Origin of the sequence: Xanthomonas hawaiiensis, from assembly GCF_031834635.1 — a bacterium.
In the GTDB taxonomy this organism is placed as follows: Bacteria; Pseudomonadota; Gammaproteobacteria; order Xanthomonadales; family Xanthomonadaceae; genus Xanthomonas_A; species Xanthomonas_A sacchari.
Genome location: NZ_CP115873.1, coordinates 4,163,572 through 4,185,183, shown reverse-complemented (window position 1 = coordinate 4,185,183; position 21,612 = coordinate 4,163,572). Strand labels below are relative to the sequence as shown.

At 71.3% G+C, this 21,612-nt stretch carries 10 protein-coding genes and 1 pseudogene; 8 read left to right on the top strand and 3 right to left on the bottom strand.

Going from position 1 to position 21,612, the window contains the following annotated elements:
* Positions 1-56: 56 nt before the first annotated feature.
* Positions 57-482 carry a DNA polymerase III subunit chi gene (locus PG878_RS17745; RefSeq protein ID WP_026144777.1) on the bottom strand — a complete coding sequence of 142 codons (426 nt, stop codon included), beginning with the start codon at positions 480-482 and terminating at the stop codon, positions 57-59.
* 111 nt (positions 483-593) lie between these two features.
* The gene (locus tag PG878_RS17740) at positions 594-2,075 is read right to left on the bottom strand and encodes a leucyl aminopeptidase (protein WP_209032436.1); all 1,482 of its coding nucleotides are present in this window, start codon (positions 2,073-2,075) and stop codon (positions 594-596) included.
* Positions 2,076-2,182: 107 nt separating this feature from the next.
* Here PG878_RS17740 and lptF point away from each other — a divergent pair, with 107 nt between their 5' ends.
* The 3 genes from lptF (at position 2,183) to PG878_RS17725 (ending at position 5,307) form a co-directional block, all read left to right on the top strand.
* Positions 2,183-3,268: an LPS export ABC transporter permease LptF gene (lptF, locus tag PG878_RS17735; protein WP_209032435.1), complete on the top strand. Its 1,086-nt coding sequence runs from the start codon at positions 2,183-2,185 to the stop codon at positions 3,266-3,268.
* A complete protein-coding gene (lptG, locus tag PG878_RS17730; RefSeq protein ID WP_209032434.1) occupies positions 3,214-4,371 on the top strand; it encodes an LPS export ABC transporter permease LptG in 1,158 nt (385 codons plus the stop codon). The genes lptF and lptG overlap by 55 nt, the downstream gene beginning before the upstream one ends.
* Positions 4,372-4,617: 246 nt before the next feature.
* Entirely contained in the window at positions 4,618-5,307 is a 690-nt protein-coding gene (locus tag PG878_RS17725) for a methyltransferase domain-containing protein (protein ID WP_209032433.1), read from the top strand.
* Between the two features lie 200 nt (positions 5,308-5,507).
* On the opposite strand, the gene PG878_RS17720 is transcribed toward PG878_RS17725, so the two are convergent.
* On the bottom strand, positions 5,508-5,984 hold the full coding sequence (locus PG878_RS17720; RefSeq protein ID WP_209032432.1) for an RDD family protein: 477 nt from the start codon (positions 5,982-5,984) through the stop codon (positions 5,508-5,510).
* A gap of 175 nt (positions 5,985-6,159) precedes the next feature.
* On the opposite strand from PG878_RS17720, the gene xerD reads away from it, so the two are divergent.
* The 5 genes and pseudogenes from xerD (at position 6,160) to PG878_RS17700 (ending at position 21,531) form a co-directional block, all read left to right on the top strand.
* A complete protein-coding gene (xerD, locus tag PG878_RS17715; RefSeq protein ID WP_209032431.1) occupies positions 6,160-7,134 on the top strand; it encodes a site-specific tyrosine recombinase XerD in 975 nt (324 codons plus the stop codon).
* 101 nt (positions 7,135-7,235) lie between these two features.
* Positions 7,236-8,039 (top strand): DsbC family protein, encoded by an 804-nt coding sequence (locus PG878_RS17710; protein ID WP_209032430.1) that lies wholly within the window; start codon positions 7,236-7,238, stop codon positions 8,037-8,039.
* A 307-nt stretch (positions 8,040-8,346) separates the two neighbouring features.
* Complete coding sequence (gene purL, locus PG878_RS17705; protein WP_209032429.1) at positions 8,347-12,399, top strand: phosphoribosylformylglycinamidine synthase; 4,053 nt, start codon at positions 8,347-8,349, stop codon at positions 12,397-12,399.
* A gap of 912 nt (positions 12,400-13,311) precedes the next feature.
* Positions 13,312-15,405: pseudogene (locus tag PG878_RS20860) on the top strand (ESPR-type extended signal peptide-containing protein); the annotation flags it as partial.
* Between the two features lie 150 nt (positions 15,406-15,555).
* Complete coding sequence (locus PG878_RS17700; protein ID WP_425611786.1) at positions 15,556-21,531, top strand: ESPR-type extended signal peptide-containing protein; 5,976 nt, start codon at positions 15,556-15,558, stop codon at positions 21,529-21,531.
* Positions 21,532-21,612: the final 81 nt, after the last annotated feature.

Here is a 21,612-nt window from a genome sequence, read left to right as displayed (position 1 = left end):
CGATGCGGCGCTTGGAGAAACGATTCCCGATTCTCCTTTCCCGATTCTCCGCTCCATCACATATCGTGCTTGCTGACCGCGTAGCCCTGGGCCTTGTACTGCTTCCAGCGCTCGCGCAGCGGGTCGCGCGCGGACGGGTCGGCCGGCACCACTTCCAGCACGCGGTCGCAGGCGCCCAGGTAGGGCGCATCGCGCAGGTTGATCACCAGCGGCCGCTGCGGCGCGTCGACGCCGGGCGGGACGATCAATACCTGCGCCTCTTCCTCGTCGGCATCGGCGTCGGCGATCTGGTGCGGGATGTAGGCGTCGGCATCGAACGCCCACAGCAGCTCGTCCAGTTCCTCGGCCTGGGCCATGTCGCGCGCCAGCACCAGCGTCCACAGGTTGGCGTCGTTGGCCTTGCGCGCCAGCTCGCACACCAACCGCAGCGGTTCGTTGAGGAACCGCGGCTTGGCGATCAGATAGAAGTCGGCGCGCATCAGGGCTGGGAGTGGGGAATGGGGAATAGGGAATGGGAACAGCGGGTGGCGGCGCGTGCGCCGCCCCAGGTTGGGTGAGACAAGGCGCTTTTCACGATTCCCGATTCCCGTTTCTCAATTCCCGGCCGCAACGCGGTCGAGCAACCACTGCGACAGCAGGCCCACCGGGCGGCCGGTGGCCATGCCGCGCTTGCCTTCGTCGCTGGCGACGCCGGCGATGTCCAGGTGCGCCCAGCGCTGGCCTTCGGTGAAGCGCGACAGGAAGCAGCCGGCGGTGATCGCGCCGGCCCAGCGGCCGCCGATGTTGTAGACGTCGGCGAAGCTGGAATCCAGCAGGCCCTGGTACTCGTCCCACAGCGGCAGGCGCCAGGCGCGGTCGAACACGTGCTCGCCGGCGGCCAGCAGTTCGGCGGCCAGGTCGTCGTGCTTGCTCATCAGGCCGGCGGTCTGGTGGCCGAGGGCGACCATGCAGGCGCCGGTGAGGGTGGCCACGTCGATCAGCGCCGCCGGCTTGAAGCGCTCGGCATAGGTCAGCGCGTCGCACAGGATCAGGCGGCCCTCGGCGTCGGTGTTGCCGACCTCGATGGTCTTGCCGGACATGCTGGTGATCACGTCCGACGGGCGGTAGGCATTGCCGTCGATCGCGTTCTCCACCGCCGGCACCACCACCACCAGGTTCAGCGGCAGGCGCGCGGTCGCGGCGGCGACGAAGGTGCCGATGACGTTGGCGCCACCGCACATGTCGTACTTCATCTCCTCGATGCCGCCCTGGGTCTTCAGGTTGACGCCGCCGGTATCGAAGGTGATGCCCTTGCCGACCAGCACGTAGGGCTGGGCGTCGCCGCCGCCATGCCACTTCAGCACCAGCAGCCGCGGGCGGTTGGCCGAGCCGCGCGCCACCGCCAGCAGCGAGCCCATGCCCAGTTCCTGCATCTGCGTCTCGTCGAGGATCTCGGCCTCGGCCCCGTCCACGCCCTGGGCGAAGGCGGCGGCGGTCTCGGCCAGGTAGGCCGGGGTGCACAGGTTCGGCGGCAGGTTGCCCAGTTCGCGGGCGAACTTCACGCCGGCGGCGATCGCCTCGCCCTGGGCCAGCGCGGTGGCATCGTCGCCGTGCACGGCCAGGCGGGCCAGGCCGCTGTCGTCGGGCTTCTTCTTGCCGAGGGTGGCGGTGTAGCGGTAGCAGGCGTGGTCGCTGGCGATCACTGCCTGGCGGATCGCCCAGGCGCGGTCGCGGCCCTTGACCTCCAGTTCGCTCAGGGTCAGCAGGGCGCTGGCCACCGGCCCGCTCTTGAGCGCACGCGCGGCGTCGCCGACCGCCTTCAGGTATTGCGGCACGCCGAACTTGGCGGCGTCGCCCAGGCCCACGGCCAGCACCCGCGGCGCGCTCACGCCCGGCAGGTCGTGGAGCAGGGCGGTGGCGCCGGTCTTGCCGCTGACGTCGCCGCGCTCGGCCAGGGCGGTCAGGCGTCCGCCGCTGGCCGCGTCCAGGGCCTGGGCGGCCGGGGACAGGCGCTTGTCGGCGAACACGCCGACGACGATGCAATCGAACGCCGCGGTGGCCGGGGCGTCGTGGTTCAGGGTGAATTCCAGGGCCATTGATCAGATTCCGTTGGCAAATCCGTACAATCGCGGACTCTTTACCCCCAGTCGGATAGGCTGGGGCAGCCGCGAACGAATCCGAGAGTTTAAATCAACCCACCCCCATGCCGAAGCTCGATCGATACCTGCTGCGCGATTTCGTCCAGAGCTTCTCGGCCACCCTGATCGTGCTGCTGGTGGTCAGCGTCGGTGGTGTGCTGGTGGACATCCTGGGCAACATCGCCGATGGCCGCATCCCGGCCAAGTTGTTGTTTTCCCAGCTGGGCCTGCAGTTCGTGGTGTACCTGCCGCTGATCCTGCCGCTGGCGCTGATGCTGGGCCTGCTGCTGGCGCTGGCGCGGCTGTACCGCGACTCGGAAATGGCGGTGATCACCGCCATCGGCGTGGGCCCGCGGCGCCTGCTGCGGCCGATCCTGATGTTGGTGATCCCGGTGGTGACCCTGGTCGGCATGTGCTCGCTGTGGCTGGGCCCCTGGGCCGACCGCACCTCCGACCGGCTGATCGACGAGGCCAACCACAGCCTGCTGATGGCCGGACTGGAGGCGGGCCGCTTCACCCCGTTGTCCGATGGCGGCATCGTCTACATCAGCACCCTGTCCGGGGACGGCACCAAGCTCAGCAAGGTGTTCATGCAGCGCCAGAAGGACGGCCGCCTCGACGTGGTCACCGCGCAGCGCGGCGCCATGTTCTTCGAGGGCAAGGCCGACCGCTACCTGCGCCTGGAGGACGGCTACCGGGTCGAGGGCCCGCTGGCCGGCGACGGGCTGGACTACCGGATGATGCGTTTCGTCAGCAACGACGTGGCGCTGCCCGACCGTAACGCCGCGCGCAAGGACGACGATCCGGAACTGCTGCCCACCGACAAACTGATCGGCGATCCGCGCCCGCAGGCCAATGCGCAGTTGCATGCGCGCCTGGCGCCGCCGCTGCTGGCGCTGGCCTTCGCGCTGCTGACCCTGCCGTTGTCGCGCAGTTCGCCGCGGCAGCAGCGCTATGGCCGGATCATGCTGGCGTTCCTGGCCTACCTGGTCGGCACCAACCTGATGTTCCTCGGCACCCAGTGGCTGAGCACCGAGAAGCTGCCGCGCGCGCTCGGCCTGTGGTGGTTGACCCTGCCGTTGCTGGCGCTGTCGGTATGGATGTACCTGCGCGATGGCCGGCTGTCGCGGCCGCGGAGGCAGCCGGCATGAGGCTGCGTCCGAACCTGCACGATGTGTACGTGGGCCGCGCCGTGCTCGGCACGGTGCTGCTGACCTGGGCGGTGCTGCTGGGCCTGGACGTGATCATGGCCCTGTCCAACGAGTTCAAGGTCATCGGCACCGGCAGCTACAGCCTGGGCCATGCCGCCGCCTTCGTTGCGTATACAGTGCCGCGCCGCGCCTACACCCTGTTCCCGACCGGCGCGGTGATCGGCGTGCTGATGGGCCTGGGCCAGCTCGCCGCCACCTCCGAGCTGACCGCGCTGCGCGCGCTGGGCCTGTCGCGGCGCCGGCTCAGCCTGGCGGCGGCCTCGACCATGGCGGTGCTGACCGTGGTCATGGTGATCAACGGCGAGACCCTGGCGCCGTGGGCGCAGAACCAGGCCGACGCGATCAAGGCCAACGCCAAGTACAACGGCGACATGAGCATGGCCCGCTATTCCGGATTGTGGGCGCGCGAGGGCAACACCTTCCTCAATGCCCAGGCCGGCGAAGAGCACCTGGAGGACGACGGCGGCACCTGGTTGGAACTGCGCGACGTGCGCCTGTACACGCTGGACGACAGCGGCCGGCTGGCGTCGCTGACCCACGCCGCCATCGCCGAGCACCGTCACAGCAGCTGGACCCTCAAGCAGGCCTATCGCGACACCTTCGCCGAACGCTCGGTGCAGCGCGAGACGTTCGACAGCCTGCCATGGCAATCGCAACTGGATGCGAAGGCGCTGGCCTCGGGCCTGGCCAAGCCGCGCAACCTGTCGGCGCGCGACCTGCACACCAGCATCGAGTACCGCCGCCGCAACGGCCTGGACGCGCGCGACTACGAGGACCAGTACTGGAGCCGCTGGTTCTATCCGCTGAACGTGCTGGCGCTGTGCTTCGCCGCGATCCCGTTCGCGTTCGGCGCATTGCGCAGCGGCGGCATGGGCAAGCGCCTGTTTCTGGGCATCCTGTTCGCCCTGGTGTTCTGGCTGCTGCAACTGTTCTTCGGACGCATGGCCGGCGCCCTGAAGTTCGACTACCGCATCGCCTACGCCTTGCCGCCGCTGGTGATGCTGACCGTGTCTTGGTTGCTGTTCCGCAAACGCAGCAGTTAGCGCATGTCGTAGGAGCGGCGCCGGGCGCTGTCGGGCACGGGGTTCGGCGGTCGTTCGGGGCGCGCAGCGGCGCTCGGTGGTCGCATCGGCCGCGCTTTACCCCGCCTGCCCGATCCGGCAATATCGTGCGCGTTCTGCAGGGGTGGCATTGCCTTTGTGCCCCATCATTGGCGGCCTTTCGAGCGGCGCTGCCGTCGCCTCGATCGAGGCTGGAATCGTTGTATTTGCCAACTGGAAGGGTTTTCGATGCATCCCACTGCAATGCGTAATGGCCAGCGTTTTTTTGACGCGTACTCCGAGCCATTCAAAAGCCAATCGAGCGTCAAGGTCGTCGAGATCGGCTCCAGGAATTTCAACGGCACCCTGCGCCAGGTCACCCCGGAGCAGTTCGAGTACATCGGTGTGGATTTTGCGAGCGGCGACGGCGTCGATGTCGTGCTGGATTCGCCGTATGCGCTCCCGTTCGACGATGCGTCCATCGACATGGTGGTGTCGAGCAGCTGCCTGGAGCATTCGGAAATGTTCTGGGTGGTGTTCCTGGAGATCCTGCGGGTGCTGAAGCCGGGCGGGCTGTGTTACTTGAATACGCCCTCCAATGGCGACTTCCATCGCTATCCGGTCGATTGCTGGCGTTTCTATCCGGACGCCGGCCAGGCGCTGGTCACCTGGGCGAAGTGGAACAAGATCGATGCGGTGCTGCTCGAGTCCTATGTCAGCAACCAGCACCTGGATCAATGGAACGACTGCGTGACCGTGTTCCTGAAGGATGCGCAGCACCTCGAGCGCTACCCGACTCGGATCCTGGACACCTTCCAGGATTTCCGCAATGGCACCAAGCATGGCGTCGACGGGTTCCTGAACCTCAGCGACTCGCCCGAGGACAGGGTCAGGCTGGCGGTGATCGAGCGCGTCGTGACGGGACAAACCAAGGTCTAGGCGCTGCGTCGGCGCGTTGGCGGCGTGCGACGTGCCGTGTTCTCACCTTGCGCGCGATGGCGCGCGCCCACGTGCTGCGGTCAGGGTGTTGCTTTAGGTCGACGGGTCAGACGGGTGCCGCTGGCCCGGTCATGCCGCGCCGCAGTGGTCCCGATGTGGCAGGAGTGGTTAGCGCGCCGCCGCGCGCCCATGTGTTGCGGTCAGGGCTTGGCTTTGGGCTGGCGGCTCAGACGGGTACCGCTGGCGCGGTCGTGCCACGTCAATCGCTGCCGATCGACCAGCGCCCACCAGAACCCCAGCCCACCCAGCAGCAACGACACGCTGCCGACCAGATAGCGACGCCACAGTGCGCCCCAGCTCGGCGTGGTGCCCTCGACACCGTGCAGGCGCAGGCGCCACGGACGCATGCCCAGGGTCTGGCCGCCGCGGCGCCAGCTCAGCGTCGCGTACAGGCCGGCGACCACCCAGCAACACAGCCACAGCAGCCACTGCAGGGCGCTGAACGGGGCGATGTTCTCGCGCGGCGCATGGCCTTCCAGCGTGTAGCCGAGGGTGAACAGCGCCGAGACCACGAACCACAGCGCCAGCACCGGCCAGGCATCGTAGAACAGCGCCAGCAGCCGCCACAGCAGCAGCGCGCGCGGGCGGGAGGCGGGATCGGGAGGCGAGGCGCTCATCGGCACAGCTTAGAGCCAGTCGCGCGCTTTGCGGTGGACGGGATGCGTCGCAGCCGCACTGCTCGCGCAGGTCATCCCGATGCGCATCGCCCGGCCACGCCGACCTTGCACCCCCAGGCAAAGCGGCTAGGCTTTCCCGAATTCAATCCCGAATCCCGAATCCCGAATCCCCAAAATGCCCTCCCTGCATTCCCCCGCCGAACGCCGCCAGCAGACGCAACGGCTCGCGCCGCTGCGCGAGGCCGATGCGCTGGCGATCCAGCAGTTCCTGGATGCGGCCTGGGCCGAGCAGGGATTGGCGCGGCAGAGCCTGGACAGCTACCGCCGCGACCTGGAGGGGTTCGCGCGCTGGCGCGACGGTGCGGGCGGCGGCCTGGCCGGGGCCGATCGGCAGGCGCTGTTCGACTACCTGGCCTGGCGTACCGGACTGGGCTATTCGCCGCGCAGCAATGCGCGCTGGCTGTCGTCGTTGCGCGCGTTCTTCGCGCTGCGTGTGCGCCGCGGCGAGCGCAGCGACGATCCGACCGCGCTGCTGGAGCCGCCGCGGCTGCCGCGTTCGCTGCCCAAGGCGCTGGCCGAGAGCCAGATCGACGCGCTGCTGGCAGCGCCGGACGCGACGGCGCCGGCCGGGCTGCGCGATCGCGCCATGCTCGAACTGATGTACGCCGCCGGGCTGCGCGTCAGCGAGCTGGTGAACCTGCCGGCCAATGCGGTGAACCTGCGCCAGGGCGTGCTGCGGGTCACCGGCAAGGGCAGCAAGGAAAGGCTGGTGCCGCTGGGCGAGGAATCGCAGCACTGGCTGCAGCGCTACCTGGACAGCGCCCGTCCGGCGCTGGCGGCCGGGCAGGCGGTGCCGGCCAGCGATGGCGTGGTGCCGCTGTTCATCGATGCGGCCCGGCGTGCGCTGACCCGCCAGCAGTTCTGGGTGCTGGTGAAGCGCTACGCGGCGCTGGCCGGAATCGACCCGGCGCGGATCAGCCCGCACGGCCTGCGCCACAGTTTCGCCACGCATCTGCTCAACCGCGGCGCCGACCTGCGCGCGCTGCAGATGCTGCTCGGCCACAGTTCGCTGTCCACCACCCAGATCTACACCTTGGTCGCGCGCGAACATCTGCAAAGCCTGCACCGCAAGCATCATCCGCGCGGCTGAACGCCGCCGCGGCAGGCGTGCCGGCCGCTCAGCCTGTCTACATGGACCGCGCAGGGGGGTGTGCGACAATCGGGCCAATCCGTAGCCTTCATGGATCGCCAATGCTCCGTTTTGCTCTTTGCGCGCTGCTCGGCGCGGTTTCGCTCTCCGCCTGCGCACAGTCCACGCCGCCGGCCGGCGCCGCCGCGGCGTCCAAGGCCGCACCCGCCGTCAGCGGCGCACCGGGCGAGCAGCGCGTGCGCTCGGCGCTGCTGCAGCTCGATCCCAACTTCAAGCCCGACTACATCGGCGCCGCGCCGTTCCCCGGTTTCCGCGAAGTGGTGGTCGGCGGGCAGGTGCTGTACGTCTCCGACGACGGCCGCTACCTGTTCCAGGCGCAGCCGTTCGACATCCAGGAAAAGCAGTTCGCCTCCAGCGAGGGCCTGCTGAACTACCGCCGCAAGCTGCTGGAATCGGCGCCGCGTGCCGACCGCATCGTGTTCGCCCCGGCCAATCCCAAGTACACCATCAGCGTGTTCACCGACATCGAATGCGGCTACTGCCGCAAGCTGCACAGCGAGATCGGCGAGCTCAACAAGCAGGGCATCGCCGTGGAGTACCTGGCGTACCCGCGCATGGGCCTGGGCAGCCAGGACTACAAGGACATGGTCGCGGTGTGGTGCGCGGCCGACAAGAAGAAGGCGCTGACCGACGCCAAGGCCAACGGCAAGGTGCCGAGCGCGGCCAACTGCAAGAATCCGGTGACCATGCAGTACAACCTGGGCCAGCGCCTGGGCGTCAACGGCACCCCGGCGATCTTCGCCCCGGACGGCACCCAGATCGGCGGCTACCTGCCCCCGGCCAAGATGCGCGAAGCGCTGGACAAGCGCGCGGCGGAAGCGACGAAGGCGGGCGGCAGCCGCTGAGCGGCCGGGAATGGGGAAACGGGAATCGGGAATGGGCGCGACTGCGCTCGTTCCCCCCCGGCACGGCGTTTAACGCCGGTGTCTCCCCCTTGGAGCATCGGCGCGGTCTTTGTTGCGGCGTTATCGCGGGTGTGGCACCGCATTTCGTCTCCAGAGCGCCGTTGCAACGGGCGTCCAACCACCGGTAGCACGTCCGCTGGCGCCGACCCCGCTCGGCGGCCGGCTGTGCCGATTCCCCATTCCCGAATCCCCATTCCCAGCTCTCCGCTACAATAGCCAGCCCGTTTCCTCACACGGTTCCCCGGACATGATCGTCCTCGAGGGCGCTTCCGCCCTTTCGCCGTTCCGTCGCGCTCGGCTCGAAACCCGCCTGCAGTCCCTCGTTCCCGGCGTGCGCATCGCCGGTGCCTGGCACGTCTATTTCATCGACGGCGAGAACGCCGCGTCGCTCGACCTGGTCGCAGCGCGGCGCATCCTGCAGGCGCAGGACGCGCCGGCGCCGGCCGAAGCCGGCACCTGCTCGCGCTACGTGGTGCCGCGGCTGGGCACGCGCTCGCCATGGTCGAGCAAGGCCACCGAACTGGTCCGCGGCGCCGGGCTGGCGATCCGCCGGGTCGAGCGCGGCACGCGCCTGGACCTGGCCGGCTGGCCGCAGGCGCCGGCCGACCAGGCCGCGCTGGCCAAGCTGCTGCACGATCCGATGACGCAGTCGCTGCTGGACGACGCCGCGCAGGCGCAGGCGCTGTTCCAGGCGCCGGCGCGTGGCGAGGTCGAGCGCATCCCACTGGACCAGCTGGAAGCGGCCAACGCGCGCCTGGGCCTGGCCCTGGCCCAGGACGAGATCGACTACCTGCGCCAGCGCTTCGGCGAGCTCGGCCGCGATCCGGCCGACGTGGAACTGATGATGTTCGCGCAGGCCAATTCCGAGCACTGCCGGCACAAGATCTTCAACGCCAGCTGGACCATCGACGGCAAGGAGCAGGACCGCTCGCTGTTCCGGATGATCAAGCACACCCACCAGCAGACCCCGCAGCACACGCTCAGCGCGTACAGCGACAACGCGGCGGTGGTGGAAGGCCATCCGGCCGCGCGCTATCGCCCGGATCCGGCCAGCGGCGAATACCGCAGCGAGGCGGTGACGCCGTCGGCGTTCTGCATCAAGGTCGAGACCCACAACCACCCGACCGCGATCGCGCCGTTCCCGGGCGCCTCCACCGGCGCCGGCGGCGAGATCCGCGACGAGGGCGCCACCGGCCGCGGCGGCAAGCCCAAGGCCGGCCTGACCGGTTTCAGCGTCTCGCACCTGCGCATTCCCGGCCTGCCGCAGCCGTGGGAGGGCGCGCGTCCGCTCAACCCGCGCATGGCCCCGGCGCTGGAAATCATGCTGGACGGCCCGCTCGGCGGCGCCGCCTTCAACAACGAATTCGGCCGGCCCAATCTGCTCGGCTACTTCCGCAGCTTCGAGCTGCCGGAGACGCAGGACCTGACCCGCGCCTACGACAAGCCGATCATGCTGGCCGGCGGCCTGGGCGCGATCGACCGCGTGCAGGTGGAGAAGATCCCGCTGCAGCCCGGCGATGCGGTGATCGTGCTCGGCGGCCCGGCGATGCTGATCGGCCTGGGTGGCGGCGCGGCCAGCTCGGTGGCCTCCGGCGACAGTGCCGAGGACCTGGATTTCGCCAGCGTGCAGCGCGACAACCCGGAGATGGAGCGGCGCGTGCAGGAGGTCATCGACCGTTGCGTGGCGCTGGGCGCGGACAATCCGATCCGCTGGTTCCACGACGTCGGCGCCGGCGGCCTGTCCAACGCCATCCCCGAACTGCTGCACGACTCCAGCGTGGGCGGGATCATCGACCTGGACCGCGTGCCCAGCGACGACCCCTCGCTGTCGCCGATGCAACTGTGGTGCAACGAATCGCAGGAGCGCTACGTGCTCGGCGTGCCGCAGACGCGCCTGGCCGAATTCGCCGCGATCTGCGAACGCGAGCGCTGTCCGTTCGCCGCCGTGGGCGTGGCGACCGCCGAGGAACGGCTCGTCGTGGGTTACGGTGTCCTCGGCGGTGGGAATGGAGAATCGGGAATCGGGAATGGTGAAAAGCAGGCAGACCCCGCTGTTGCCCATTCCCCATTCCCCACTCCCCATTCCCAGCATCCGATCGACCTGCCCATGGACGTGCTCTTCGGCAAGCCGCCGAAGATGCACCGCGATACCCGGCAGCCGCCGGCGCCGCGCTGGCCGGAACTGGACACCGAGGCGCTGGACCTGCGCGAGGCCGGGCTGCGCGTGCTGGGCCATCCGACCGTGGCGGCGAAGAGCTTCCTGGTCACCATCGGCGACCGCAGCGTCGGCGGCCTGACCGCGCGCGAGCAGATGATCGGCCCCTGGCAACTGCCGCTGGCCGATTGCGCGATCACCCTGGCCGGCTTCGACACCCACGCCGGCGAAGCGATGGCGATCGGCGAGCGTACCCCGCTGGCCGTGCTCGATGCTGCCGCGGCGGCGCGGATGGCGGTGGGCGAAGCGATCACCAACCTGTGTGCGGCGCCGGTGCAGGCGCTGGACCAGGTCAAGCTGTCGGCGAACTGGATGGCCGCGGCCAACCACGACGGCGAGGACGCGCGCCTGTACGCCGCGGTCAAGGCGGTGGGCATGGAATTGTGCCCGCAGCTGGACCTGAGCATCCCGGTGGGCAAGGACTCGCTGTCGATGCAGGCGCAGTGGGGTGTGGCCGGGATTCGGGATTCGGGATTGGGGATTGGTGGAAGCGGGTCGACGGGCACGGACGGTGCTGTTGCGAATCCCGAATCCCCACTCCCCACTCCCGGCGTCAGCGAAACGCACAAAAGCGTCTCGCCCGTCTCGCTCATCGTCTCCGCCTTCGCGCCCGTCGCCGATGCGCGGGCGCAGTTGACGCCGTTGCTGGCGCGCGAGGCCGAGAGTGAGCTGTGGCTGATCGGGCTGGGCGGCGGCAAGCAGCGCCTGGGCGGTTCGGTGCTGGCGCAGGTGCATGGCGACGGCGCGCTGCCGGCGTTCGGTGGCGCGGTGCCGGACCTGGACGATCCGCAGCGGCTGCGCGCCTTCTTCGAACTGATCCGCGATGCGCGCGAGGCCGGCATGCTGCTGGCCTATCACGACCGCAGCGACGGCGGCGCGTTCGCCGCGCTGTGCGAGATGGCGTTTGCCTCGCGGCAGGGCCTGGACATCACCCTCGATGCCTGGGGCGACGATCCGTTCCGCAGCCTGTTCAACGAGGAACTGGGCGCGGTGGTGCAGGTCGCCAGGGAAGACCGCGCCGCGTTCGCCGACCTGGTCGAGCGTCACGCGCTGACCGAGTGCGCGCAGCGCATCGCCCGCCCCAGCACCGCCGCGGCGGTGCGCGTGGCGCTGGGCGGCAAGACCCTGGCCGAATGGCGTTGGGACGAGCTGTTCGATGCCTGGTGGTCGGTGACCCACGCCATGCAGACGCTGCGCGACAACCCCGACAGCGCCGCCGAGGAGCACGCGCTGGCGCGCGATTTCGCCGCGCCCGGCTTGAAGCCGAAACTGGCCTTCGACCCGGCCGAGGACATCGCCGCGCCGTTCGTCGCCAGCGGCCAGCGGCCGAAGGTGGCGATCCTGCGCGAGCAGGGCGTCAACGGCCAGATCGAGATGGCCAATGCATTCGAGCGCGCCGGGTTCCGCGCCTTCGACGTGCACATGAGCGACCTGATCGCCGGCCGCGTGGACCTGGCCGACTTCGTCGGCCTGGCCGCCTGCGGCGGCTTCAGCTACGGCGACGTGCTCGGTGCCGGCCGCGGCTGGGCCACCTCGATCCTGGAGCGGGCGGCGCTGCGCGATGCCTTCGCCGCGTTCTTCGCACGCCCGGATACCTTCGCCCTGGGCGTGTGCAACGGCTGCCAGATGCTCAGCCAGCTCAAGGACATCATTCCCGGTGCCGAGCACTGGCCGCGCTTCCTGCGCAACCGCAGCGAGCAGTTCGAGGCGCGCACCAGCCTGCTGGAAGTGGTGGAATCGCCGTCGATCTTCCTGCGTGGCATGGCCGGCTCGCGGATCCCGGTGGCGGTGGCGCACGGCGAAGGCCGTGCCGAATTCGACAGCGCCGTCGATCAGGCTGCCGCGCGCGTGGCGCTGCGCTTCGTCGACGGCCATGGCACCGTCGCCACGCAGTACCCGCTGAACCCGAACGGCTCGCCCGACGGCATCACCGGCCTGACCAGCGACGACGGCCGGGTGACGATCCTGATGCCGCATCCGGAACGCACCCTGCGCTCGCTCAACCTCAGCTGGCATCCGGCCGAGTGGCCGGATGAATCGCCGTGGCTGCGCATGTTCCGCAACGCGCGGGTGTGGGTGGGCTGAGCCCGCCCCTGGCGCGCTCGCCGCGATGGCGACGCGCCTGCGCGACGGCGTCCGTCCTATTGCCCAGCCCCATCGAGTGCTGACGCGCTGGATCGCGCGTCGCCGTGTCCCAGGTGGGAGGGACTTCAGTCCCCACGCAGGACCGTGTCCGGGCCCGCCAGACCGGCGGTTCGCCGTGCGTCGAGATGGGTGTCCTGGGCGAATCCCGTCTTCGGACGATCTGACCGTGCGCGGTCGCGGCTGAAGCCGCTCCTACGAAAAGCCGCGGGGTTTCGTCCCACGGGCCGCTGCCGTCCTGGCGGTCGCGCTGGTGTGCCTGCGCCACCGTCGCGGTGAACACGCGGGTGGTGTGCGCCTGCATCTGACGCTCCGTCGCGGCCGCATCCGGGTGCGTCGTCCGCCGCGCCGGATCGCGCCGCCGCGTGACCACTGGCGTCTGTTTCGCGCAATCGGCGTCATTCGCGTCCGTCCGGCGCGATCGCCTACTCGACGGTGCAGTTCCTGGCGCGCCTACCACACGTTTGCGTCAAGTCCTTGACGAGAAACGAAATCGCTCCAACCGCCGTGTGTCAAGACTGGCAAGGTTCGTGCCGAAAAGTTGGCGCGAGTGGGTTGTTTTCATTGATATTTATCGAAAAATTAACGAAATAAGCCTGAATTCGCGGTCTGTGTCACGACGTGTGTCGTAGTCAGTCAAAAACTTGACGTACTCGAAAGGCCGGGTTAACACTCCAGTCAGTTCCGCATTCCACCTCGGTTCATCTACAGCTCCGAGCAGCGACAGGCGTGAGCCTCTCGCGTCCCGGTTGGGACGTGCGGCACCTAAAAAACCGACAGGGGGTCGGCCGGCCGGAACGCCGGGCGAGGGTGGCTTTTTGACCAAAAACCAGCCGAATTGAGGAGCAGTCGTCGATGAATCGGATTTATCGCAAGGTCTGGAACAACGCGTTGGGGATGTGGGTGGTGGCATCGGAACTGGCCAGCGGCGATGCGCGCGGCGCTGTCGTCCGCGATCGCCGTGCCGCACGCGCACACGGCCTGGCCCTGGCCGGCGCGATCGCCCTGGCGCTGGGCGCCGGCGCCCTTCCCAGCAGCGCCCAGGCGCAGGCCGTGCAGATCGGCGACAACGCCAGCGCCAGCGGCGACTACGCCACCGCGGTCGGTGCCGAGAGCAACGCCAGCGGCGCGCAGAGCACCGCGACCGGCGCGGCCAGCAACGCCAGCGGCGACGGCAGCGTGGCCAGCGGCACCCTCAGCGAGGCCAGCGGCGTGGAAGCCAGCGCGCTCGGCTACTACAGCACCGCCAGCGGCGATGGCGCGACCGCGCTCGGCGCCGAGAGCATCGCTTCCGGCGCGGCCAGCGCCGCGGTCGGCGTGGCCGCGGATGCGACGGGTGAATACGCCACCGCGGTCGGCGGTTTCTCCAGCGCCAGCGGCTTCAACAGCACCGCGCTGGGCAACAGCGCGGTCGCGCAGGGCCGCAACAGCGTGGCGCTGGGCGCCGACGCGGTGGCCGATCGCGACGACAGCGTGTCGGTCGGCAAGGCCGGCGGCGAACGCCAGATCACCAATGTGGCCGCCGGCACCGAGGCCACCGATGCGGTCAACGTGGCGCAGCTGGACGCGGTGAAGCAGACCGCCGACACCACCGCCAAGTACTTCCAGTCCAGCGGCAGCGACGCCAGCGATGCCGGCGCCTACGTCGAGGGCGCCAATGCGGTGGCCGCCGGCGAAGGCGCCAACGCCATCGGCAACGGCGCCAGCGCGCTCGGCAGCGGCGCCACCACGCTGGGTGGCAACGCCACTGCGGTCGGCAGCAATGCCACCGCCGTCGGCGCCTCGGCGACCGCGGTCGGCGGCGCGCTGTCGATCGTCGACGACAACGGCGAGGTGCTGCTGGAAGGCACCACCAGCGCAGCCGCGCAGGGCGCCAGCGCGTTCGGCGCCGGCGCGCAGGCCAATGGCGCGTTCTCCACCGCGCTGGGCACCGCCGCGCGCGCCGACGGCACGCAGAGCACCGCCACCGGCTTCTCCGCCGCCGCGACCGGGCTGGCGGCGACCGCGACCGGCGGCTTCAGCCAGGCGGGCGGCGACTTCGCCTCCGCGTTCGGCTACGGCGCCAACGCCAGCGGCGGCGACGCCGTGGCGGTGGGCTTTTCCAGCCTCGCCAGCGGCGTGTCCAGCACCGCCGTCGGCGGCAGCGTGCTCGGCCTGTTCACCACCGAGGCGCAGGGCGAAGGCGGCAGCGCGTTCGGTGCCGGCGCCTGGGCCAATGGGGACTTCTCCACCTCGGTCGGCTGGCTGAGTTCGGCCGACGGCGCCTCCAGCGCCGCGTTCGGCGCGGCGTCCTGGGCGCAGGCCGACGACTCCACCGCGCTGGGCTACGGCGCCAAGGCGGGCGCCAGCGGCAGCGTCGCGCTCGGCCAGGGCTCGGTCGCCGATCGCGCCGACACCGTCTCGGTCGGCAGCGCCGGCAAGGAGCGGCAGATCGCCAACGTCGCCGCCGGTACCGAGGGCACCGATGCGGTGAACCTGGACCAGCTCGATGCGGTCAAGCAGGTGGCCGACGGCACCGCGCGGCTGTTCGCCGGCAGCGGCGACGGCACTGCGCTGGCGCAGGGGCAACAGGCCACCGCCGCCGGCGCGGACGCGCTGGCCGATGGCGACTACACCACCGCCGTCGGTTCCACCAGCACCGCCGCCGGCCTCGGCGCCGCGGCACTGGGCAGCGGCGCGGTCGCCAGCGGCGACCACGCCAGCGCGGTCGGCACCGATGCCACGGCGGTCGGCACCTCGGCCACGGCGATCGGCAGCACCGCGACGGTGTACGAGTACGACGAGAACGGCTTCATCGTCGGCAGCCGCGAACAGACCACCCAGGCCCTGGGCGTGGCCGCCACCGCAGTCGGCGGCGGCGCGCAGGCGCTGGATCCGCTGAGCACCGCGGTCGGCACCGGGACCTCGGCCAGCGGCGTGCAGAGCACCGCGCTGGGCTACCACGCGCAGACCTTCAAGGACGGCGCCACCGCGGTCGGCGGCCTGTCCGAGGTGGCCGGCGACCTGGGCACGGCGGTGGGCTACGGCTCGCGTGCGGCGGGCGATTACGCCACCGCGACCGGCATCGGCGCGCGCGCGACCGCGACCAGCACCGTGGCGATGGGCATGAACTCGCTGGCCAGCGGGACCGACAGCGTGGCGATCGGCGGGGTCAGCACCGCCGCGGCGAGTGCCGGCAACAGCGTCGGCATCACCGCGGCCACCGGCGTCGGCAGCGTGGCGCTCGGTGCCGGCGCGGAGAGCCAGGGCGATTACGCGATCGCGCTGGGCTACAACGCCAACGTGTTCCCGAACCTGCCGGGCAACGTGGACTCGGTGGCGATCGGCCACAGTGCCGGCTCGTTCGCGCCGTACACCGTGTCGCTGGGCAGCTATGCGCTGGCGTCCGGCGACAGCGGCATCGCGCTGGGTTACAAGGCCACCGCCTGGAACGCCGACAGCGTGGCGCTGGGCGCGCGCGCGGTGACCTCGACCTTCAATACCAACGGCACCGCGCTCGGCACCGACAGCCAGGCCAACGGCAGCGACGCCACCGCGATCGGCTACGGTGCGCGCGTCAGCACCTGGCTGGACGATGCGCGCGACCAGGCGCCGACCAATGCGGTCGCGCTCGGCGCGCATTCCTACGCCGCGCGCGACAACAGCGTCTCGGTCGGCGACGTGGCCAACGGCCTGACCCGGCAGATCACCAGCGTCGCCGCGGGCACCGAAGCCACCGACGCGGTCAACGTGGCGCAGCTGCAGGAAGCCGGCAAGTACCTGCAGGCCAGCGCCGGCAACAGCGATGCCGGCGCCTACGTCGAAGGCGACGACGCGCTCGCCGCCGGCGAGGCCGCCAATGCCATCGGCAACGGCAGCACCGCGCTCGGCGCCGGCGCCGATGCGCTCAACAGCGGGGCGACCGCGGTGGGCAGCGGCGCGGTCGCGGCCGGGCAGAACAGCGCCGCCTTCGGCACCAACGCACAGGCCACCGGGCCGGCGGCAGTGGCGGTCGGCGGGGTGGCGGTGGACGCCAACGGCGATCCGCTGATCACCAAGAGCGGGGTGGCGGTGGACACCGGCGCCACCAGCGCCGGGGGCGGCGGTACCGCGCTGGGCGCCAGCGCCGATGCCAGCGGTTTCGCCGCCTCGGCGGTGGGCGTGGGCGCCTACGCCGGCGGCGCGCAGGCGTCGGCCTTCGGCGCGGTGGCCAACGCCACCGGCGACTACGCCACCGCGGTCGGCACGCAGAGTGCGGCCACCGGCACCAGCAGCGTGGCGGTCGGCGGTCCGGCCGACCTGATCCCGGGCCTGGGCCTGTTCGTACAGACCCAGGCCAGCGGCGCCAACGCAGCCGCGTTCGGCGCCGGCGCGATCGCCTCGGGCGACGACTCCACCGCCAACGGCAGCATGACCGAGGCCTCGGGCCTGCAGAGCACCGCGCTGGGCTACTTCGCCTACGCGCCGGGCGACTACGCCAGCGCGCTGGGCGCGCAGTCCTGGGCCAGCGGCGCCAACAGCACTGCGGTGGGCTTCTACAGCACCGCGCTGGCCGCCGACAGCGTGGCGCTGGGCGCCAACGCGGTGGCGCGCCGGGCCAACACGGTCTCGGTCGGCGATGCCGGCAGCGAGCGGCAGATCGTCAATGTCGCCGCGGGCACGCAGTCCACCGATGCAGTGAATCTTGCGCAGCTCGATGCGGTGCGCGCCACCGCTGAAGGCACCTCCAAGTTCTTCGCGCATGGCGGCGACGGCACGGTCGGCGCCTATGCCGACGGCGACGGCGCACTGGCCGCCGGCGATGCGGCCAATGCCTACGGCAGCGGCGCGGCGGCGTTCGGCAGCGGCGCGGCGGCGATGGGCGATGACGCGGTGGCGCTGGGCAACGGCAGCAGCGCCAGCGGTACCGGCGGCACCGCCATCGGCGGCCGCGGCCAGGCCTACGACCAGTACAACCAGCCGATCGTCGATGCCGACGGCAAGCCGGTGCTGGTCGGCGCCAATGCCGGCGAGAACGCCACCGCGCTGGGCGCGGGCGCGCAGGCCACCGGCAGCGTCGCCACCGCCACCGGCTACGGTGCGCAAGCCACCGGCGACCACAGCACCGCCGGCGGCTACAAGGCGCGCGCGACCGGCAACTACAGCCTGGCGCAGGGCGACAACGCCTGGGCCAGCGGCGAGGACGCCAGTGCGGTCGGCGCCTACGCCTGGGCCACGGCCGATGGCGCGTCGGCGTTCGGGACCTCGGCCTGGGCCACCGGCGCCAACGCCTCGGCGTTCGGCACCGGCGCGTGGGCCAGCGGCAGCGGCGCCACCTCGATCGGCTTCAACAGCTGGGCGCCGGGCCTGAGCGCCACCGCGGTCGGCCGCGGCGCGTTCGGCTACGGCAACTACAGCGTGGCGCTGGGCTTCCAGGCGCTGGGCAACCAGGTCAACACCATCGCCATCGGCACCAACACCGTGGCCGACGCGGAAAGCGCGATCAGCATCGGTGCCGGCAGCGAGGCCACCGCGTCCAATGCGGTGGCGCTGGGCGCCGGGGCGGTGGCCGACCGCGCCTACAGCGTGTCGGTGGGCAGTGCCGGCCAGGAGCGGCAGATCACCAACGTCGCTGCAGGCACCGAGGCCACCGACGCGGTCAACGTCGCCCAGCTGGATGCGGTGAAACAGGCGGCGGCAGCGACCAGCACGTACTTCCAGGCCAGCGGCAGCGCCGACAGCGATGCCGGCGCATTGGTCGACGGCGACAACGCATTGGCCGCCGGCGAGGCGGCCAACGCCACCGCCGACGGCGCCACGGCACTCGGCGGCGGCGCCAATGCCGTGGCCGCCGGGGCGACCGCGATCGGCTTCAATGCCGTCTCCAGCGGGGTCGACGCGGTTGCGCTGGGCAACGCCAGCCAGGCGTCGGGCGAGAACAGCATCGCCATCGGCAGCAACGCCCAGGCCAGCGAGATCGGCGCCACCGCCAGTGGTGCCGGCGCGCAGGCCAGCGGCACCTATGCCACCGCCACCGGCAACGAAGCGGTGGCCTCGGACAACCAGGCCACGGCCACCGGCTTCCGCAGCGCTGCCTCGGGCATCGGCGCCACCGCCCTGGGCGGCTACAGCGAGGCCAGCGGCTATCTGTCCTCGGCGCTGGGCTACGGCGCGCTCGCCTCGGGCAGCTACGGCACCGCGGTCGGTGTGTCCTCCACCGCTTCCGGCAGCGGCAGCGTGGCCGTGGGCGAATACAGCGTGGCCTCCGGCGAGGAGAGCGTGGCGGTCGGCGGCACCTCGTTCTTCGGCCTGATCCCGGCCGAGGCCTCGGGCGCCAACAGCGCGGCGTTCGGTGCCGGCGCCGGCGCCACCGCCGACTTCAGCAGCGCGCTCGGCAGCCTCAGCTACGCCAGCGCCGACAGCGCCAGTGCGTTCGGCTACGGCGCCTATGCGTCCGGCGTCAACAGCGTGGCCCTGGGTGCGAACTCCGAGGCGGCGCGCGACAACACCGTCTCGGTGGGCAGTGCCGGCAAGGAGCGGCAGATCACCAGCGTCGCCGCCGGTACCGAGGCCACCGACGCGGTCAACGTCGCGCAATTGAACGAGGTGAAGCAGTCGGCCGATGCCACCGGCAAGCAGTTCAAGGCCAGCGGCGGCAGCGACCCGGCCGACGATGTCGGCAGCTACGTGGAAGGCACCTACGCCACCGCCGCCGGCGAGGCCAGCAACGCCTACGGCACCGGTGCCTCGGCGTTCGGCAGCGGCGCGCTGGCCGGCGCCCGCTACGCCACCGCGTCCGGCTACAACGCCACCGCCACCGGCGAATCCAGCACCGCGATCGGCGGCTCGCTGTACTACACCGACGCGTCCGGCAACGTGCTGCTCGACGGCACCACCACCGCCAGCGCCGCCGGCGCCACCGCGCTGGGCGCGGGTGCGCAGGCCAGCGGCACGTTCAGCAGCGCCAGCGGCGCCGGCGCCATCGCCAGCGGCCTGCAGGCCACTGCCGACGGCTACAAGGCCACGGCCGGCAGCGACTACAGCACCGCGGTCGGTGCCTTCAGCGCCGCCAGCGGCACGCGCACCAGCGCGTTCGGTTACGGCGCGGCGGCGGCGGGCAACTACGCCTCGGCGCTGGGCTGGGGCAGCACCGCCTCCGGCGCCTATGCCGCGGCGCTCGGCTACAGCGCCCGCGCCACCGGCGAGGATGCGACCGCGCTCGGCGCCTCGGCCTGGGCCACCGCGGCGCAGACCACCTCGGTCGGCCAGTTCGCCTGGGCCACGGCGCAGGGCGGCACCGCGATCGGCCAGAACGCCTTCGCCTACGGCGGCACCAACGCCACCGCGCTGGGCATCAACGCCTCGGCCAGCGGCGCCGGCAGCGTCGCCCTGGGTTCGGGCGCGCGCACCAGCGAAGCCAACGTGGTGTCGGTGGGCGGCGGCAACGGCGTCACCGCGCCGGCCACGCGTCGCATCACCAACGTCGGCGCGGCGGTCAACGCCACCGACGCGGTGAACAAGGCGCAGCTGGACGCGGTGGCCACCGCGGCCGGCGATACCAGTGCGCGCTTCCAGAGTTCCGGCACCGCGGTGGCCAGCGCCAGCGGCGTGGACAGCACTGCGGCCGGTGCCGGCGCCACCGCCAGCGGCCTGCGCAGTTCCGCGCTGGGCGTGGGCAGCGTCGCCGCCGGTGCCGGTGCCACCGCCACCGGTGCCGGCAGCTCGGCGACCGGTGCGCGCAGCACCGCGATCGGTCTGCAGACCAATGCGATCGGCGAGAACGGCGTGGCGATGGGCTACAACAGCTTCGTCCGCAACAGCGGCAGCAACGGCGTCGCACTCGGCGCCAATGCCGGCGTCTCGGCGGACAACGCGGTGGCGCTCGGTGCCGGCTCGCGGGTGTACGAAGCCGACACCGTGTCGCTGGGCAGCGGCAACGGCCGTGGCGGCCCGGCCACCCGGCGCATCGTCAACCTGACCGCCGGCAGCGTCGCCGCCGGCAGCACCGAGGCGATCAACGGCAGCCAGCTGTACCAGTCGCTGAGCAACATGGCCACGTTCCTGGGCGGCGGTGCCGGGCTGGGCGCACAAGGCCTGTTCGTGGCGCCGACCTACGTGATCCAGGGCGCCAGCTACAACAACGTCGGCGCGGCGCTGGCGGCGCTGGACGGCAAGGTGAGCGAACTGGATGCGCGCACCGGTGGCAGCGCCACCGCGGCACGCAGCGCGCGCATGGTCGGTGCCAGTGCGGTGGCCGCACAGGCCACCGAGGCCGCACCGGCGACCGCGGCGGAGGCCGCGGCGACGGCCACGACCGCGCAGGTGTCCGGCAGCATCGGCACCGCCCAGGTCGGCGAAAGCGCGGCGGTGGCCTCCAGCGCCACGGCGGTGGGGACCGCCGCGCGTGCCAACGACGTCACCGGCACCGCGATCGGCGGCAGCGCCTACGCGCATGGTGCCAACGACACCGCGATCGGCAGCAATGCCAAGGTCAATGCCGACGGCAGCACCGCGGTGGGCGCCAACAGCCACATCGCGGCGGTGGCGACCAACGCGGTGGCGATGGGCGAGGGCGCCAGCGTCAGCGCGGCCTCGGGCACCGCCCTCGGCCAGGGCGCCAGCGCCACGGCGCAGGGCGCGGTCGCCCTGGGGCAGGGTTCGGTGGCCGATCGCGCGCAGACGGTCTCGATCGGCAGTGCCGGCAACGAGCGCCAGCTCGCCAACGTCGCCGCCGGCACCCAGGCCACCGATGCGGTCAACAAGAGCCAGCTCGACAACGGTGTGGCCAGCGCCAAGTCGTACACCGATGCACGCTTCGGCACCATGGCCGACAGCTTCGAGGTGCTGCGCGGCGACGTCGATGCGCGGTTGCGCGACCAGGACCGCCGCATCGACCGCCAGGGCGCGATGAGCGCGGCCATGCTCAACATGGCCACCAGCGCCGCCGGCATCCGCACCCAGAACCGGGTCGGCGCCGGCATCGGCTTCCAGAACGGCGAGTCGGCACTATCGGTGGGCTACCAGCGCGCCTTCAGCGACCGCGCCACGGTGACCATCGGCGGTGCCTTCAGCAGCGACGACAGCTCGATCGGCATCGGTGCCGGTTTCGGCTGGTGATCCATCGCGGACGGCGGCAACTGCCGCCGTCCGCCACGCAATGGCCTGAGGGGGCAGACCACAGGACCTTGGCTGGGCCGG

Coding starts and splice junctions, on each gene's coding strand:
- PG878_RS17740 (WP_209032436.1), bottom strand. CDS start 2,075: ATGGCCCTGGAATTCACCCTGAACCACGACGCCCCGGCCACCGCGGCG.
- lptF (WP_209032435.1), top strand. CDS start 2,183: ATGCCGAAGCTCGATCGATACCTGCTGCGCGATTTCGTCCAGAGCTTC.
- lptG (WP_209032434.1), top strand. CDS start 3,214: ATGGATGTACCTGCGCGATGGCCGGCTGTCGCGGCCGCGGAGGCAGCC.
- PG878_RS17725 (WP_209032433.1), top strand. CDS start 4,618: ATGCATCCCACTGCAATGCGTAATGGCCAGCGTTTTTTTGACGCGTAC.
- PG878_RS17720 (WP_209032432.1), bottom strand. CDS start 5,984: ATGAGCGCCTCGCCTCCCGATCCCGCCTCCCGCCCGCGCGCGCTGCTG.
- xerD (WP_209032431.1), top strand. CDS start 6,160: ATGCCCTCCCTGCATTCCCCCGCCGAACGCCGCCAGCAGACGCAACGG.
- PG878_RS17710 (WP_209032430.1), top strand. CDS start 7,236: ATGCTCCGTTTTGCTCTTTGCGCGCTGCTCGGCGCGGTTTCGCTCTCC.
- purL (WP_209032429.1), top strand. CDS start 8,347: ATGATCGTCCTCGAGGGCGCTTCCGCCCTTTCGCCGTTCCGTCGCGCT.
- PG878_RS17700 (WP_425611786.1), top strand. CDS start 15,556: ATGGGCATGAACTCGCTGGCCAGCGGGACCGACAGCGTGGCGATCGGC.